This is a genomic window from Pseudoxanthomonas suwonensis (genome assembly GCF_010093235.1).
GTDB classification, from domain to species: domain Bacteria; phylum Pseudomonadota; class Gammaproteobacteria; order Xanthomonadales; family Xanthomonadaceae; genus Pseudoxanthomonas; species Pseudoxanthomonas suwonensis.
This window is the reverse complement of record NZ_PDWP01000013.1, coordinates 19,305-35,869: the sequence shown is the minus strand read 5'-3', so window position 1 is coordinate 35,869 and position 16,565 is coordinate 19,305. Positions and strand designations below refer to the sequence as shown.

14 protein-coding genes and 1 pseudogene are annotated in these 16,565 nt (G+C 70.5%); 5 read left to right on the top strand and 10 right to left on the bottom strand.

Annotated elements, in window-relative coordinates; genetic code table 11:
• The first annotated feature begins 55 nt into the window (after nt 1–55).
• The 4 genes and pseudogenes from rnr to CSC68_RS07840 all read left to right on the top strand — a co-directional run bounded on the left by rnr (nt 56) and on the right by CSC68_RS07840 (nt 6,158).
• Nucleotides 56–2,512: a ribonuclease R gene (gene rnr / locus CSC68_RS07855; protein ID WP_162203013.1), complete on the top strand. Its 2,457-nt coding sequence runs from the start codon at nt 56–58 to the stop codon at nt 2,510–2,512.
• A 10-nt stretch (nt 2,513–2,522) separates the two neighbouring features.
• On the top strand, nt 2,523–2,999 hold the full coding sequence (locus CSC68_RS07850; protein ID WP_162203012.1) for a GFA family protein: 477 nt from the start codon (nt 2,523–2,525) through the stop codon (nt 2,997–2,999).
• Nucleotides 3,000–3,074: 75 nt separating this feature from the next.
• The gene (gene rlmB, locus CSC68_RS07845) at nt 3,075–3,821 is read left to right on the top strand and encodes a 23S rRNA (guanosine(2251)-2'-O)-methyltransferase RlmB (RefSeq protein WP_162203011.1); all 747 of its coding nucleotides are present in this window, start codon (nt 3,075–3,077) and stop codon (nt 3,819–3,821) included.
• 95 nt (nt 3,822–3,916) lie between these two features.
• Nucleotides 3,917–6,158: pseudogene (locus tag CSC68_RS07840) on the top strand (ligand-binding sensor domain-containing diguanylate cyclase).
• A gap of 23 nt (nt 6,159–6,181) precedes the next feature.
• Here CSC68_RS07840 and rnt read toward each other — a convergent pair.
• From rnt to pstS (CSC68_RS07790), 10 genes are all read right to left on the bottom strand, one after another.
• Nucleotides 6,182–6,778, bottom strand: coding sequence for a ribonuclease T (gene rnt, locus CSC68_RS07835; protein ID WP_211365714.1), 597 nt, complete (start codon nt 6,776–6,778; stop codon nt 6,182–6,184).
• A gap of 110 nt (nt 6,779–6,888) precedes the next feature.
• Nucleotides 6,889–7,644, bottom strand: a complete 756-nt coding sequence (locus tag CSC68_RS07830) for an HvfC family RiPP maturation protein (RefSeq protein WP_162203009.1) — start codon at nt 7,642–7,644, stop codon at nt 6,889–6,891.
• A complete protein-coding gene (locus CSC68_RS07825; RefSeq protein WP_162203008.1) occupies nt 7,637–8,494 on the bottom strand; it encodes an HvfB family MNIO-type RiPP peptide maturase in 858 nt (285 codons plus the stop codon). The genes CSC68_RS07830 and CSC68_RS07825 overlap by 8 nt, the downstream gene beginning before the upstream one ends.
• Before the next feature lie 60 nt (nt 8,495–8,554).
• On the bottom strand, nt 8,555–8,941 hold the full coding sequence (locus CSC68_RS07820) for an HvfA family oxazolone/thioamide-modified RiPP metallophore (RefSeq protein ID WP_162203007.1): 387 nt from the start codon (nt 8,939–8,941) through the stop codon (nt 8,555–8,557).
• A gap of 97 nt (nt 8,942–9,038) precedes the next feature.
• On the bottom strand, nt 9,039–9,731 hold the full coding sequence (phoU, locus tag CSC68_RS07815; protein WP_162203006.1) for a phosphate signaling complex protein PhoU: 693 nt from the start codon (nt 9,729–9,731) through the stop codon (nt 9,039–9,041).
• Between the two features lie 124 nt (nt 9,732–9,855).
• Nucleotides 9,856–10,680, bottom strand: coding sequence for a phosphate ABC transporter ATP-binding protein PstB (gene pstB / locus CSC68_RS07810; RefSeq protein ID WP_162203067.1), 825 nt, complete (start codon nt 10,678–10,680; stop codon nt 9,856–9,858).
• Nucleotides 10,681–10,699: 19 nt separating this feature from the next.
• Nucleotides 10,700–11,572 carry a phosphate ABC transporter permease PstA gene (gene pstA, locus CSC68_RS07805; RefSeq protein WP_162203005.1) on the bottom strand — a complete coding sequence of 291 codons (873 nt, stop codon included), beginning with the start codon at nt 11,570–11,572 and terminating at the stop codon, nt 10,700–10,702.
• On the bottom strand, nt 11,572–12,534 hold the full coding sequence (gene pstC / locus CSC68_RS07800) for a phosphate ABC transporter permease subunit PstC (RefSeq protein ID WP_162203004.1): 963 nt from the start codon (nt 12,532–12,534) through the stop codon (nt 11,572–11,574). The genes pstA and pstC overlap by 1 nt, the downstream gene beginning before the upstream one ends.
• 26 nt (nt 12,535–12,560) lie before the next feature.
• The gene (pstS, locus tag CSC68_RS07795) at nt 12,561–13,649 is read right to left on the bottom strand and encodes a phosphate ABC transporter substrate-binding protein PstS (protein ID WP_162203003.1); all 1,089 of its coding nucleotides are present in this window, start codon (nt 13,647–13,649) and stop codon (nt 12,561–12,563) included.
• A gap of 167 nt (nt 13,650–13,816) precedes the next feature.
• Entirely contained in the window at nt 13,817–14,851 is a 1,035-nt protein-coding gene (gene pstS, locus CSC68_RS07790) for a phosphate ABC transporter substrate-binding protein PstS (protein WP_425501225.1), read from the bottom strand.
• 276 nt (nt 14,852–15,127) lie between these two features.
• Here pstS (CSC68_RS07790) and CSC68_RS07785 point away from each other — a divergent pair, with 276 nt between their 5' ends.
• The gene (locus CSC68_RS07785) at nt 15,128–16,423 is read left to right on the top strand and encodes an OprO/OprP family phosphate-selective porin (RefSeq protein ID WP_162203001.1); all 1,296 of its coding nucleotides are present in this window, start codon (nt 15,128–15,130) and stop codon (nt 16,421–16,423) included.
• The last annotated feature ends 142 nt before the right edge of the window (nt 16,424–16,565 follow it).

The window sequence follows — 16,565 nt, the reverse complement described above, 5'->3', positions numbered from 1 at the left end:
AGAACGTCACGGCGGCCCCACGGGCGGTACAGCAGGCCGGGTGTAGGATCGGCCCATGAACAAGACTGGAAGTCGCGGCAGCAGCCGCAAGGGAGCCGGTGGCGCCGGCGCAGGGAAGGGTGCGGGAAGCAGTGCAGGGGGCAAGGGCGGCGGCAAGCGCCAGCCAGGCAAGCTGCCCCCATGGATGCCGGAGCCCGCGCCGGCCAGCCGCCAGGCAGCCCGGAGCGGCAGCGGCAATGCACCCGCATCCCGCTCTCCGCGCCGCAATCTCCCGGCGCCCGCGGTCGCCGATCCGTTCGCGGCACGCGAAGCCCAGCGCTACGAGAATCCGATCCCCAGCCGCGAGGCCATCCTGGCGACGCTGGAGGAGGCCGAGGGCCCGCAGACCGCGGAGCAGCTCGCGGCCCTGCTGGACCTGCACGAGCCCGAGCGCTTCGATGCGCTGGGCAAGCGCCTGGGCGCGATGGTCCGCGACGGCCAGCTGGTGCAGAACCGCCGCGGCGGCTTCGCCCCGCTGGAGCAGACCAACCTGATCCCCGGCGTGGTCATCGCCAACCCGGAGGGCTTCGGCTTCCTGCGGCCCGACGCGGGCGGCGGCGACGACCTGTTCCTGCCGCCGTACGAGATGCGCAAGGTCATGCATGGCGACCGCGCCCTGGCCAACGTCACCGGCATCGACCGCCGCGGCCGCCGCGAGGGAAGCATCGCCCGCGTGCTCGAGCGCGGCGTGCACCGGCTGGTCGGCCGCTTCGGCAGCGAGGCCGGCATCAGCTTCGTCATCCCCGACGACCGCCGCATGCAGCGCAACCTGCACATCCCGCCCGACGCCACCTGCGGTGCGCGCGAGGGCCAGCTGGTGGTGTGCGAGATCGTGGCCCCGCCGGATACCCGGCGTCCGCCGATCGGCAAGGTGGTGGCGGTGCTGGGCGACAGCCTGACCCCTTCGCTGGTGGTCGAGACCGCGATCCACTCCCACAACCTGCCGCACGAGTTCCCGCCGGAGGTGCTGGACGAGGCCACCGCGGTCCCGCTGGTGGTCGAGCCGTCGATGATCGGCGAGCGCGTGGACCTGCGCGAGCTGCCGCTGGTGACCATCGACGGCGAGGACGCCAAGGACTTCGACGACGCGGTGTACTGCGAGCCCAACCGCCAGGGTTTCCGCCTGGTGGTGGCGATCGCCGACGTCTCCCATTACGTGCGCCCCGGCACCCCGCTGGACGACGAGGCGCAGAAGCGCGCGACCTCGGTGTACTTCCCGGGCTTCGTGGTGCCGATGCTGCCGGAGACCCTGTCCAACGGCATCTGCTCGCTGAACCCGAAGGTCGACCGCATGTGCTTCGTGTGCGACATGCAGGTCGACCACGATGGCGAAGTGGTGCGTTCGAGGTTCTACGAGGCGGTGATGAACTCGCACGCGCGCCTGACCTACACCCAGGTGTGGAAGGCGGTGGGCGAGGACGATGCCGAGGCCAGGGCGCAGATCGGCGGGCTGATGCCGCAGGTCGAGCGCCTGCACCAGCTGTACCAGGTGCTGGCCGCGGCCCGCGCCCGGCGCGGCGCGATCGAGTTCGAGAGCAGCGAAGTGCGCTTCGTGCTCGACAACCGCGGCGAGGTCACCCAGGCCGGCATGCTGCCGCGCAACGACGCGCACAAGCTGATCGAGGAGTGCATGATCGCGGCCAACGTCGAGGCCGCGCGCTACCTGCTCAAGACCCGGATCCCGGCGCCGTTCCGCATCCACGAGAAGCCGCCGGAATCCAAGTACGCCGACCTCCTGGAGTTCCTCAAGGAGTTCGGCCTGGCCCTGCCGCCGTGGAGCAAGGTCGTGCCGGGCGACTTCACCCGCCTGCTGAAGAAGGTGCGCGACCGCGCCGACGCCACCCTGCTGGAGTCGGTGCTGCTGCGCAGCCAGAGCCTGGCGATCTACTCGCCGGACAACGCCGGCCACTTCGGCCTGGCGCTGGAGGCCTACGCCCACTTCACCTCGCCGATCCGGCGCTATCCGGACCTGCTGGTGCACCGTGCGATCAAGCACGCGCTCAGGCGCGGCAAGCCCGAGGCCTACCAGTACTCGGCCCGCGACATGGCCGGGCTGGCGCTGCAGTGCTCCGAGCGCGAGCGCCGCGCCGACGAGGCCGAGCGCGAGGTCGACGAGCGCTACCGCGCGGCGTGGATGGAGAAGCACGTCGGCGGCCAGTTCGACGGCGTGGTCAGCGGCGTGACCAGCTTCGGCCTGTTCGTGGAGCTTGACCAGTCCAAGGTCAACGGCCTGGTCCACGTCACCCAGCTGCCGCATGACTACTACCAGTTCGACCCGATCCGGAAGATGCTCATCGGCGAACGCCGCGGGCTGGAATTCCGCCTCGGCGACCGGGTGCGGATCGTGGTCCTCAAGGCCAGCATGGAAGATCGCAAGATCGATTTCCGCCTGGTCGCGGACGATGCCGATGCCGGGCTGCCACCGCTGCCACCGCGCGGCCAGCCGGCGAGGAAGACCAAGCGGAAGTATTGAGGAACCGGCAATGGACCAGGTCGCTGACCACCAGGTGCGTACCGGAGGCTGCCAGTGCGGGGCGGTGCGCTTCCGCCTGGAGGGCGCGCCGGACGCGGCCTCGATCTGCCACTGCCGGATGTGCCAGAAGGCCTTCGGCGGCTACTTCGCCCCGCTGGTGGAAATCGGCGGGGCGCGGCTGGAATGGACCCGCGGCGCGCCGGCGTACTTCCAGTCCTCCAACGTGGTGCGGCGCGGATTCTGCGCCGCCTGCGGCACGCCGTTGAGCTACGAGTGGCCGGACGGCATCGCCCTGGCCCACGGCGCGTTCGACGATCCGGCCGCGCTGCCGCCGTCGATCCAGTACGGGACCGAGTCGAAGCTGCCGTTCACCGACCACCTGGCCGCGCTGCCGGGGCGTCCCACGGGGCAGGAGCCGGGGTCGTACCTGGCACGGGTGGTCTCGCGCCAGCACCCGGACCACGACACCGCCGAGTGGCCGCCGTAGGGGTGAAGGCCCGCGCCGCCGGGGATGGCGACGGAGTGCGATAATGCCGGCCTTCCTTACGTGGCCGCGCAGTAGATGAGCAAGCAGAACCAGTGGGTGGTGGGCGTCAACGCCGTGGCCTCCGCCATCGAGAACGACGCGGAGCACGTGCGCGAGGTCCTGGTCGATTCCGGTGCGCGCAATCCGCGCCTGGTCGAGATCGAGGAGCAGGCCCGCCGCTACGGGATCGAGGTGCGCAAGGTCGCCACCCAGGCCCTGGACGGCATCGGCGGCAATGTCCGCCACCAGGGCGTGGCCGCCCGCTACGCCGCGGCGAAGACCTGGGACGAGGGCGACCTGGCCGGGCTGGTCGAGCAGGCCGATGGCAAGGCGCTGCTGCTGGTGCTGGACGGGGTGCAGGACCCGCACACCCTCGGTGCCTGCCTGCGCAGCGCGCTGGCCGCCGGCGCCACCGCCGTGGTCATCCCCAAGGACAAGTCCGCGCCGGTGAACGCCACCGTGCGCAAGACCTCGGCCGGCGCCGCCGACCGCCTGCCGGTGGTGCAGGTCACCAACCTGGCCCGCACCCTGCGCGAGCTGCAGAAGCAGGGCGTGTGGATCTATGGCCTGGCCGGCGAGGTCGACGAGACCCTGTACGGCGTGGACCTCAAGGGCAATGTCGCCCTGGTCCTGGGCGGCGAGGCCGATGGCCTGCGCCGGCTCACCCGCGAGACCTGCGACGGCCTGGTGCGCATCCCCATGCCGGGCGACGTGGAGAGCCTCAACGTGTCGGTCGCCGCCGGCATCTGCCTGTTCGAGGCGGTCCGCCAGCGCGGCGGCTGAGGAACAGCAGGCAGGAGAAGTACGTGCAGTACCCGGAGCACCACGGGCTGGCGCCTGCGCGCCGGCCCTGGCGGCGCGTCGCGCATGGCCTGTGCCTGTGCCTGCTGTTGTGGACCCAGGCGGCGCTGGCGCTGGCCGCCCAGCCGGGTCCGCCACCGCTGCGCGACTATGCGGTCGATGCATGGACGACGCGCAACGGCCTGCCGCACAACTCGATGCGCGACACGGCCCAGACCCCGGACGGTTACCTCTGGTTCGCCACGTGGGAAGGCGTGGTCCGCTACAACGGCGTCGACTTCACCACCTTCAGCCGTGGCACGGCCCCGGGCCTGCGCGACAACGGCGTCGGTGCGCTGTACGTGGATCCCCGGGGGCGGCTGTGGCTCAGCGATTCGCGCGGCAACCTCGGCAGGTACGAGAACGGCCGCTGGGAGTACCTGGAACGTCCGCAGGCATGGCCGCGCGCCCTGGTCCACTACATGGCGATGGACGGTGCCGGCCGGCTGTGGCTGCTGTTCGAGAACCACGGCCTGGGCTGCGTGCATCCGGACGGGCGCCTGGACTACATCGCGCCGCCGCCGGGCATCCCGTTGCCGGCCAGCTATCCGCGCATGGCCATCGATGCGGCGGACGACATCTGGATCGGCAGTGCGCGCGATCGCGGTGGACGAAGCCCAGCGGGTATGGGTCGGCACGCGCCGCGGGGGGGTCGTGATCGACGGCCGGGGCGTGCGGCCGGCGCCACCGGGCGCGGGCATGCCCCAGGGCCTGGTGACCGCGCTCGCGTCGATTGGTGGCGACCTGTGGATCGGTTCGGTCGAGGGCGCCAGCGTGCTGCGTCCCGACGGGACGGTGGAGCCGGTGCGGTTCGAAAGCGCCGGCGGGGATCCGCGCACCGTGTTCGGCTTCCAGGTGGTGGGGGATGCGTTGTGGATCGCTACCGACCGCGGCCTGTTCCGCATCCGCGGCGGGCACCTGGCGAGGGTTGGGCTGGAATGCGGCCTGCCGGTGGACACGGTCCTCAACCTGGTGCCTGACGATGCGGGCAACGCCTGGGTGAGCAGCAACCGCGGCGTGCTGCGCATCCCGCTGGCGGCGCTGGACCGCGCGGCTGACGGCAGGGGCGACGGCCGGCTGCCGGTAACGCAGTACGCCGAGATCGATGGCATGCCCAGTTCGCAGGGCAACGGCAGTTCCTCGCCGTCGGCCCTGCGCAGGCGCGACGGCAGCATCTGGATCACCACCGCAGGCGGGGTGGCCAGGATCGATCCCGCACGCCTCGGGCGCTACGGCCACCGGTCGCCGCCGCCACCGGTGATCGAATCGGTCGCGCTCGACGGACAGGCCTTGGACTGGCGCAGCACTGGTGCGCTGCCGGGCCGGACGCGGCTGGCGGTCAGCTATGCCGGTCTCAGCTACCTGCTGCCGGAACGCATCCGCTATCGCACCCGGTTGCGTGGCCTGGACGATGCCTGGGTCGAACGTGGCACGCGCCGCAACGTGGAGTTCATCGGCCTGCCGCCGGGGCGTTACACCCTGGAGATCCAGGCCGCGCATCCGGGCGGCGCGTGGAGCGCCGAGCCGGCACGCTGGTCGTTCGAGGTACGGCCGCTGTGGTGGCAGCGGGGCGACGTGCGCTGCGGCGCGGTGCTGGCGGTACTGCTGCTGCTGTACGGGCTGTACCGCTACCGGGTGCACCGCTACGAGGCCAGCAACCGGCGCTTGGCCGCGCAGGTCGATGCGCGCACCGCCGACCTGCGGGTGCAGGCGCAGCGGCTTCAGGAGATAGACCGCGAACGCGCGGGGCTGCTGGATCAGCTGCGCGACCAGGCCGAGGCCTACGCGCGCCAGGCACGCGAGGATGCGCTCACCGGCCTGCCCAACCGGCGCCAGTTCGAGGAGACCCTGGCCCGCGACCTGGCCCTGGCCGGGCGGGGTGCGCACCCGCTGTGCCTGGCGCTGCTGGACATCGACCATTTCAAGCGGATCAACGACACCTTCTCCCATGCCGTGGGAGACCAGGTGCTGCGCGAAGTCGGACAGCTGCTGGAAAGCCAGCGCCGTGGCTCGGACCTGGTGGCGCGCCTGGGCGGCGAGGAGTTCGCGCTGCTGATGCCGGACACGCTGCTGGAAGAGGCACAGCTTGCCTGTGAGCGGCTGCAGGCGCGGATCCGCGGGCACCGCCCATGGGCCGGACTGGACGACCTGGAGGTGACCTTCAGCCTGGGCCTGGTCGCGCTGCGCCCGGGCGAGAGCCGGGAAGACCTCTACCGGCGCGCCGACGCGGCGCTGTACCGGGCCAAGGGCGCCGGCCGCGACCGCCTGCAGATCGGCTGAACCCCGGCGTCGCCGCCGCGGGCTCAGCCCGGTAGCGGCGAAGGCCAGGCGTTGGCGATGCGGCAGAACAGCCGTGCGGTCTGCTCGGCGTCGTATACCGCCGAGTGGGCCTCCTTCGCGTCCCACTCGAATCCAGCCGCCTGCATTGCCCGCGCCAGCACGGTCTGGCCGTAGGCGACTCCGGCCAGGGTCACGGTGTCGAACACGCTGAAGGGGTGGAACGGGTTGCGCTTGTGGCCGCTGCGGGTCACTGCGGCATTGACGAAGTTGAGGTCGAAGTGCGCGTTGTGGCCGACCAGGATCGCGCGCTGGCAGCCGTGCCTGCGCACCGCGGCGCGGACCTGGTTGAACACGTGGCCCAGCGCGTCGCGCTCGGGCTTGGCCAGGCGGAAAGGATGGTCCAGGACGATGCCGGTCACTTCCAGCGACTTGGGGTCGATCTCGGTGCCGGGCGCGGGAATGAAGTGCGCGGCCGCGGTCTTGCCGGGGACCAGCAGGCCCTGCTCGTCCATCTCGATGGGCACCGCGGCCATTTCCAGCAGCGCATGCCGGTTCCAGTCGAAGCCGCCGGTCTCCACGTCCACCACCACCGGCAGGTAGCCACGGAAGCGGCGGGCCATGGCGCCGGGCGGGCCAGCCGGGGGATCGTCCTTGTGCAGGGCTTCCAGATCGCTTTCAGTCATGCGGGCAAGGGTACTTCACGCCGGGGGCGCGGCGATGAACCGCGGCATCAGGCCCGGGGACGGGTGCCCAGCACCGTGCCCTCGGCACGCATCCGGGCCAGCAGGCCCGCGCCCTGGTCCAGGAAGCCCGGATCGTCGGCAGCGCCGGCCTCGGCGGCCAGCACCCGCAGGCATTCGCCGCCGCTGCGACGGCCTTCGCCCAGCAGCTCCAGCAGCCGGTATGCCGGTGCCGAGAGGCGGGCGGAACGCGCCTGGCCATCGCGGGCGCGCCGGACCAGCAGCAGGGTCGGCCCCGGTGGCGGCTGGGCGGGCAGGTGGCCCGGGCCCAGCTCATGCACCGGCCAGGCGTAGGCGAGGGCGCGCATCCAGGGCGCCAGGACCGGCACCTCCCGCAGCAGGTCGCCGTCGGCCACGTGCGGTGGCGTCGGGCTGTCGTCGATGCGCACGGCCAGTTCGATCCATTCGTAGTGCGCCAGCTCGGCCAGCCACGGCGGGTCGCCGGCGTCGGCATGTTCCTGGACGAAGCGGACGAACTCGCGGCCGATCTCCGGGAACAGCGGCGTGCGGCTGCGGGGTAACGCATGGAAGCGGCGCACCAGGGCCATCCAGGCGTCGGCGCCGAGGATGCGGCGGACCACCGGGAAACCGTTGCCGAGCAGCTGGGCGATGTTGTTGAGGAACAGGCGCCGGTATACCGCCATCCGCCGCTCCTCGATGCCGGGCGGTGGTGGATGGGCGTCCGGGTCGCGCAGGTGCGCGGCGAAGGCGTACTGCTGCGCGCGCAGGTCGCGGGGCTCAGCCATGCGCGGCTCCGGCGCGTGCCGGCATCCCCTGGCCCACGGCCATGGCCTGCAGGCTGCGGATGCGCTGCACCTCTTCCAGCAGTTCATGCAGCGGAGGCAGGTTGAAGTCGCGTTCCAGCAGGGTCGGGCGTACCCCATGCAGGCGGTAGGCCTCGGCCAGCAGCTCCCACACGTCGTCGCGCACTTCCGCGCCGTGGGTGTCGATCTTCAGGTCCGCGGCCTCGTCGTGGTGCCCGGCGACGTGGTAGGAGGCGATGCGCGCGGAGGGCATCCGCGCCAGGAACGCGCGGGCGTCGTAGCCGTGGTTGACCGCGTTGACGTAGACGTTGTTGACGTCCAGGAGCAGGTCGCAGTCGGCCTCCTCCAGCACCGCCAGGACGAAGTCCGCCTCGTCCATCGCCTGCCACGGCGCGGCGTAGTAGGAGACGTTCTCCACCGCGATGCGGCGGCCGAGCACGTCCTGCACGCGGGCGATGCGCCCGGCGACGTGGCGCACCGCCTCCTCGGTGAATGGCAACGGCATCAGGTCGTAGAGCTGGCCGTCGTCGCTGCAGTAGCTCAGGTGCTCGCTGTAAAGGGGCACCCGGTGGCGCTCCAGGAAGCGGCGGGTACGCTCGAGGAAACCCTCGTCCAGCGGCTCCGGCCCGCCCAGCGAGAGCGACAGGCCGTGGCAGGCCAGCGGGTGGCGGGAGGACAGCTCGGCCAGCGCCTCGCCCAGCGCCCCGCCCACGCCGATCCAGTTGTCGGGCGCGCACTCGAGGAAATCGAAGGCGCCGGCCGGCGCCGTGCGCAGCGCATCCAGCAGGCCACGGCGCAGGCCGAGCCCGGCGCTGGCGGATGGCAGGTCCATGGAGGATCTCCCTTGCGGAAGCGGCCGGCCGGCGCAGGCGCGCCGAGCCGGCCTGGGACGTCAGGCGTGGCCGCCGCAGCCGCCTTCGCCGCACTTGCCTTCGCCGGCCTTCTTCTCCGGGTCGGCCTCGTGCTTGCCCGCGTGGTAGGCCTTGCGCTCGGCCTCGTCGATGTAGCCGTCCTGGTTGGCATCCATGCGCGGGAAGTGCTCGGCCTCGTCGGGATGCGCGGCCAGGAACTCGGCCTGTGAGACGCGACCGTCGCCGTCCGTGTCGACCTTCCCAATGCCGCACTTGCCTTCGCCGCACTTGCCTTCCTGGGCCTTGGCATCGCCAGCGGCGAGCATGTAGCCCTGGGCCAGCGGTTCCATCGCGAAGGACGATCCGGCCAGGGCGAAGCCGGCGAGGGCGGTGCCCAGGGCGATCGCGGCGGGTTTCTGCTTGGACATGTCCGTGCTCCGGATTGAGGGATGCGATGTGCGGCGCATCCGGCCGCCGGGGGGAGGGGGCAGTCTACTCCCGGCGGCCGCCACCCGGCGTCGCCGCTCAGCGCACGCCGGCGGCGCTGGTGCCGTCGCGCTTGTCGCGCGGTTCCGGCGGTTGCTCGCCATGCAGCAGGAACCAGACGTTCTCGGCGATGTTGGTGGCGTGGTCGCCGATCCGCTCCAGGTTCTTGGCCATGAACAGCAGGTGGGTGCACGGGGTGATGTTGCGCGGGTCCTCCATCATGTAGGTCAGCAGCTCGCGGAACAGCGCGGTGTACTGCTGGTCCAGGCGCGCATCGTTGTCGCGCACCTCCAGGGCCAGCTGGCCGTCGCCCTCGCGGTAGGCGCGCAGCGCCTGCCGCACCTGGCCGGCCGCGAGCATTCCCAGGGCGCGCAGGCCGGCGACGTGCGGCAGCGGCGGGACGGCGTTGAGCGCGATCGATCGCTTGGCCACGTTGGCGGCGTAGTCGCCGATGCGCTCGATGTCCGCCGGGATCCGGACCCCGACCAGGATCTCGCGCAGGTCGCGCGCCAGTGGCCCGCGCAGGGCCAGAAGCATCACCTCGTGGCTGATGCGGCGTTCGGCATCGTCGATGGCGTCATCGTTCCCGACCACCTGGCGGGCGGCGCCCTCATCGCGCCGGTCGACCACGTCCAGCGCCGCCTCCAGCTGCGCCACCGCGGCGTGGCCCATGTCCACGATCTGCTCGACCAGTTGCCGCTGTTCCTCGTCGTAGCTTCTGACAATGTGCACTCTGCACCTCCGGTGCGTGATTCGTGATTGGTGATTGGTGATTCGGGAGAGCGAAGATTCCCCGCGCTTCTGCTTTTGCGAATCACCAATCACGAATCCCCAATCACCACCGGGCGGTCCGGCGCTAGCCGAACCGCCCGGTGATGTACTCCTCGGTCTGCCGCTTCGAGGGGCTGGAGAAGATGATCCCGGTGCGGTCGTGTTCGACGAGGTCGCCCAGGTACATGAAGGCGGTGTAGTCGGAGACGCGCGCGGCCTGCTGCATGTTGTGGGTGACGATCACGATGGTGTAGTCGCGCTTGAGCTCCTCGACCAGCTGCTCGATGCGACTGGTGGAGATCGGATCCAGTGCGGAGGTCGGCTCGTCCAGCAGCAGCACGTCCGGGCGCAGTGCCACGGCGCGGGCGATGCAGAGGCGCTGCTGCTGGCCGCCGGACAGGCCCAGCGCCGACTGGCCCAGCTTGTCCTTGACCTCGTCCCACAGCGCGGCCTGGCGGAGCGCCTGCTCCACGCGCGCGGCGAGTTCCGCCTTCGACAGCTTCTCGTGGTGGCGGATGCCATAGGCCACGTTCTCGAAGATGGTCATCGGGAACGGCACCGGCTTCTGGAACACCATCCCCACCCGCGAGCGCAGCCGGTTCATCGGGTATTTCGGCGAAAGGATGTTCTCGCCGTCCAGCAGTACCTCGCCGCTGGCCACCAGCTTCGGGTAAAGGGCATAGATGCGGTTGAAGACACGCAACAGGGTCGACTTGCCGCACCCGGAGGGGCCGATCAGCGCGGTGACCTGCTTCTCGGGGATGTCCAGGTTGATGCCCTTCAGCGCGTGGAAACGGTCGTAATGGAAGTCCAGGCCACGCGCGGCCAGCTTCACCGGGGCGTCCGCCACGGTCCGGGTGACGGGGGCCAGGGGCAGCGGGCGGGCGGTGGCGGTCCGCGACAGGTTCATGGGCAGGTCCAGGGCAGGGTCAGTCATGGGATATCCGGTTGCGCAACAGGAGGGCGCGTGCGGCCAGGCTCACCAGCAGCACGAAGACGGTGAGTACCAGGGCGCCGGCCCAGGCCAGCACCTGCCAGGATTCGTAGGGACTGGCGGCGAACTGGTTCATCACCACCGGCACCGAGGCCATCGGCTGCAACACGTTGGTGCTCCAGTACTGGTTGCCAAAGGCGGTGAACAGCAGCGGCGCGGTCTCGCCGGAGATGCGGGCCAGGGCCAGCAGCACGCCGGTGACGATGCCGGCGCTGGCGCTGCGGTAGAGCACCTGCACCGTCACCTTCCACTGCGGGATGCCCAGCGACAGCGCCGCCTCCCGCATCTGCACCGGCACCAGGCGCAGCATCTCGTCGGTGGTGCGCACCACCACCGGCAGCACGATGAAGGCCAGTGCGATGGCGCCGGCAAGGGCGGAAAAGTTGCCGCCGGCAGGCATCACGTACAGCGTGTACACGAACAGGCCCAGGACGATGGACGGCGCCGACAGCAGGATGTCGTTGACGAAGCGCACGATGGTGCCGGCGCGCCGCGCGCGGCCGTACTCGGCCAGCCACGTGCCGGCGGCCACGCCCAGCGGGGTGCCGATGGCGATGGCCATCAGGCACATCACCGCGCTGCCGAAGAAGGCGTTGGCCAGGCCGCCTTCCTGCATCGGCGGCGGGGTCATGCGGGTGAACAGGTTCCAGTCGATGCCGGCCAGGCCCCTGGCCAGCAGGGTCCACAGGATCCAGCCAAGGAAGAACAGGCCGAACAGCGCGGTGGCGCAGGACAGCACCAGCGCGATCGCATTCGTGATGCGGCGCCGCAGGTAGAGCGCGCCGGCCGGCGTGGCCACGGTGGACATCAGTTGCCCTCCCTGCGGGCCAGGCGGTGCAGCATCAGGCGGGCAATGGCCAGCACCACGAAGGTGACGATGAACAGCACGAAGCCCAGGAGCAGCAGGGCCGAGCGGTAGGTCTCGGTGGCCTCGCCGAAGTCGTTGGCGATCAGCGCGGCGATGGTCGTGCCGGGCTCCAGCAGCGAAGGCGACAGCCGCACCGCGTTGCCGACCACGAAGGCCACGGCCATGGTTTCGCCCAGGGCGCGGCCCAGCCCGAGGAAGATGCCGCCGATCACCGCCGAACGGGTGTACGGCAGGACGATGTCCCAGCTCACTTCCCAGCGGGTGGAGCCCAGCGCGTAGGCTGATTCCTTCAACCGGGTCGGCACGGTCAGGAACACTTCGCGCATCACCGAGGAGATGAACGGGATCACCATGATCGCCAGCACGAGGCCGGCGGTAAGCAGGCCGATGCCCAGCGGTGGGCCCTGGAACAGCGGGCCGATGACCGGTGCCGTCCCGAGGTGGTCGTTCAGCCAGGGCGTGACGTGTTCGGTCATCACCGGCACCAGCACGAACAGGCCCCACATGCCGTAGATGATCGAAGGGATGCCCGCGAGCAGCTCGATCGCCGTGCCGACCGGACCGCGCAGCCAACGCGGCGCGACTTCGGTGAGGAAGAAGGCGATGCCGAAGCTCACCGGCACCGCCACCACCATGGCGATCAGCGCCGTCACCAGGGTGCCGTAGATCGGTGCGAGCGCGCCGAAGCGGTTCTCCACCGGATTCCATTCCGACGACAGGAAGAAACCCAGTCCCTGGCTCTCCAGCGCGTGGCGTCCTCCCCACAGCATCGAAAGGGCGGCGCCGGCAAGGGCGGCCAGCACGAACACGACACAGGCGGTCAGTGCCCAGCGGAACAGGCGGTCGGCGCGGGCATCGCCGCGCTCGCGCAGGTCGGCCGGATCGAGGGGGATGGCGTTCATCGGTTCACTGGCTCCCGGAGCCCGGATCAGTCGAGCTCGCTGGCCCAGTACGCCTCGATCTGCCCGACCAGTTCAGGCGGCAGCGGCACGTAGTGCAGCGCGTCGGCCTGCGCGCGGCCGTGGGTGAAGGCCCAACGGAAGAAGTCGAGGGCGGCCCGGGTGCGGGCCGGGTCCCTCGCCTGGCGTGGGACGAGGATGAAGTTGGTGGCGGCGATCGGCCACGCGGCTTCGCCTGGCGCGTCGGTGATGACCAGGCTGAAGTCGCGGGTACTGGCCCAGTCGGCGCTGGCCGCGGCGGCGGCGAAGCTCTCCGCGCCGGGGAGTACCCACTGCCCGGCCGCGTTCTGCAGCGAGGCGTAGGGCAGGCCGCCCTGCAGCGCGTAGGCCAGTTCCACGTAGCCGATGCCGCCGGGGATCTGCTTCACGTAAGCGGCCACGCCCTCGTTGCCCTTGCCACCCACGCCGCCCGGCCACTGCAGCGAGGTGCCCTCGCCGATGGTGCGCTTCCACTCCGGGCTCGCCTTGGCCAGGTAGCTGGAGAAATTGAAGGTGGTGCCCGAGCCGTCGGAGCGGTGGACCACGGTGATCTTCCGCGCCGGCAGCTCCAGCCCGGGATTGAGTGAGGCCAGGGCCGGATCGTCCCAGCGGGTGATCGTGCCCATGAAGATGTCGGCGAGTACCTTGCCGGTCAGGCGCAGCTGTCCGGGCTCGACGCCCTCGAGGTTGAACACAGGTACCACGCCGCCGACCGCGGACGGGAACTGGGCGAGCCCGGCCTCGGCCAGCTCCTCCGGCGGCAGGGGCTTGTCGGAGGAGCCGAAGTCCACCGTGCCGGCCTTGACCTGGGCGATGCCGCCCCCGGAGCCGATGGACTGGTAGTTGACCTTGTGCCCGGTGGCGGCGTTGTAGTCAGCCGACCAGCGCGAGACCAGCGGGTAGACGAAGGAGGCGCCCGCGCCGGAGACCTGCGCGGTGACGCTTTCGGCGGCTTTTTGCGTGGCCTTGCCAGCGGCGTCCTGCGTGGTGGATGGTGCATTGCCACCGGGGCTGCAGGCGGCCAGCGCCAGCGCGGCTGACAGGGGCAGGGCGAGGAATCGGACCAGGGGAGGCATCATGGATCGGGCTGCGATTGGGCCGGCGTGTCCGGCGGACGCAGACATGGAATGATGTTTTCGTGACATCCGTATGACAGCCGCCCACCGGCCGCCCCGGGCAAGACGGAACGCGGCCAGGGGCCGCGTTCCGGAGGTGGCGTCGGGGAGAGAGGCCGGCGCCCGCCTGCTCAGTACTTCATGTGCTGCGCCCAGTAGGCCTCGATCTGGCGCACCAGCGCATCCGGCAGCGGCACGTAGTCGAGCTCGCGCGCCTGGGCGTCGCCGTTGGCGTACACCCATCGGAAGAATTCCCTGGCATTGCGCGCGCCAGCGGGGTTCTTCGGCTGCTTGTACATGAGGATGAAGTTCGTCGCGGTGATGGGCCACGAGGCTTCACCCGGCGCGTTGGTCATCACCAGGTGGAAGTCCTTCGTCGCGGCCCAGTCGGCGCTCGCCGCGGCGGCGGCAAAGCTTTCCTCCGAGGGCTGGACGAAACGCCCGGCCGCGTTCTTCAGCGAGACGTGCGAGAGGCGGTTCTGCAGCGCGTAGGACAGCTCGACATAGCCGATGCCGCCCTTGACCTGCTTCACGTAGGCAGCCACGCCCTCGTTGCCCTTGCCGCCGATGCCGGCCGGCCACTGCACCGAAGTGCCTTCGCCGACCTTCTGCTTCCACTCCGGGCTCACCTTGGACAGGTAGTTGACGAAATTGAAGGTGGTGCCCGAGCCATCGGAACGGTGGACCACGGTGATGCGTGCATCCGGCAGCGACAGGCCGGGGTTGAGCGCGGCGATCGCCGGATCGTTCCATCGCGTGAGCTTGCCCAGGAAGATCGCGGCCAGGGTCGGGCCATCGAGCTTCAGCGCGCCGGGCGCGATGCCCTGGACGTTGACGATCGGCACCACGCCGCCGATCACCGAGGGGAACTGGGCCAGGCCGTGCCTGGCCAGTTCCTCCGGCTTGAGCGGCGCATCGGAGGAGCCGAAGTCCACCGTGCCGGCCTTGATCTGGGCGATGCCGCCACCGGAACCGATCGACTGGTAGTTGACCTGCTTGCCGGTTGCCGCCTTGTAGTCGGCCGACCAGCGGGTCATGACCGGGTAGATGAAGGACGCACCGGCGCCGGTGACGTCGTTGGCGAACGCGGGCGAAAGGGTCGAGGCGGCGAGCAGCACGGCGGCCACGCAGGTCTTGAACGAGGGTTTCACCAGGGACGACTCCATAGCGGGGTGGAAGGGGCGGGCGCCGTCGCGGCGCATCCGTCGCGGCGCATTGCATCGCCGGGACGTGACAGCTCGGCGTCAACGCAGTGACGCGGCGATGACAGCGCGCCCGCTGGCGCCACGACGTGCGGCCGGGCATGCGGCGGCGCGCGTCATCTGGCTGTCATCCGGATGTCGCACGCCTGTCAGGTCCGGTCCACAAGCTGCGCTCGCTTGACGGGTGTCGCATGCCGCGGTGCAGGACACCCGATTTCCCATCACAGAGAGAGAGCTCGCATGCGTCATTCGCACATCGCCGTCGCGCTGGCCGCGGCCCTTGGTACGACCGTTTCCTTCGCCGCGGAGGCCGCCGATCCGGCCGGGCTTGCCGAGCTGAAGGCGCAGCTGGCCGCGCTCCAGGCCAAGGTGGCAGAGCTGGAGACGCGCACCGACGCACAGTCGGACATCAACGTCGGTACCCAGCAGAGCCTCGACGCGATGGCGACGACCACTCCGAAGGTCGAGACCAAGGGTGGCATCAAGCTCACCTCGGCCGACCGGAAGTTCGAAGCCTCGCTGGGCGGCCGCATCCACTTCGATGCCTACGCCTTCGACCGCGACCTGGCCGCGACCACCGGCACCAGCGAGTTCCGCCGCGCACGCCTGACCCTGTCCGGCAAGGCCCTGGGCTGGGACTACAAGCTGGAGCAGGACTTCGCCGCCGGCAGCAACCTCGACGGCCTGCGCGATGCCTGGATCGCCACCAGCCTGGGCGGCGGCAAGCTGACCATCGGCCACTTCAAGCCGTACCGCTCGATGGAAGAGCTGACCAGCTCCAACGAGATCCTCATGATGGAGCGGCCGTTCGCCTCGGCCACCGGCCTCTTCAGCGGGCGCCAGTTCCAGCAGGGCGTGGGCTACCAGCGTGCCGGCGACAACTACACCGCCGGCTTCACCGTGTTCAACCTGCGCGGCGCGTCGGGCGCCCGCAACGAAGGCATGGGCGCCGCCGGACGCGTGACCTTCGCGCCGATCAACACCGCCGACAGCACCCTGCACTTCGGTGGCTGGGCCAGCCAGGAGAATGCCAATCGCGGTTCGGCCGACCTCGGCGCCACCGCGAACTACGCCGGCCGCCGCGGTCCGTCGCTGGGTATCGCCACTACCCCGGGCGCAAGTGGCGACAGCGTCACCGCATATGGCGTCGAGGCCGCCGGCGCGTTCGGTCCGCTGTTCTTCCAGGGCGAGTACGTACGCGCCAGCTTCGGCCAGGCGCTGGGCGGCGACCAGGACGTCGAGACGTGGTACCTGCAGGGCAGCTGGCTGCTCAACGGCGGGCACAAGGTCTACAAGTCCGCCACCGGCGTGTTCGGCTCGCCCAGGGTCGATCGTGGCCTGTGGGAGCTGACCGCGCGCTACGACACGATCGGGAACAAGGATGTCGCGGACCGGAAGGCGGGCAGCGCCATCGTTGGCCTGAACTACTACGTCAACCCGAACCTGCGTTTCATGTTCAACTACACCCGCGGCGACAACGAGCTCACCGGCGACGAGACCGGCCAGTACGCGGTGCGCACCCAGTTCAGCTGGTAACCCGGCAGTCCGTCCCGACGCGACGCCCCGCAATGCGGGGCGTCCGTCGTTCCTGAGGCCGGAAAACCGGCGGCGATCAGGGGGCTTGCATGCCCCTGCCTAACACTGTTAGCTTCTTGGCCTAACGGTGTTAGGCGAGCCT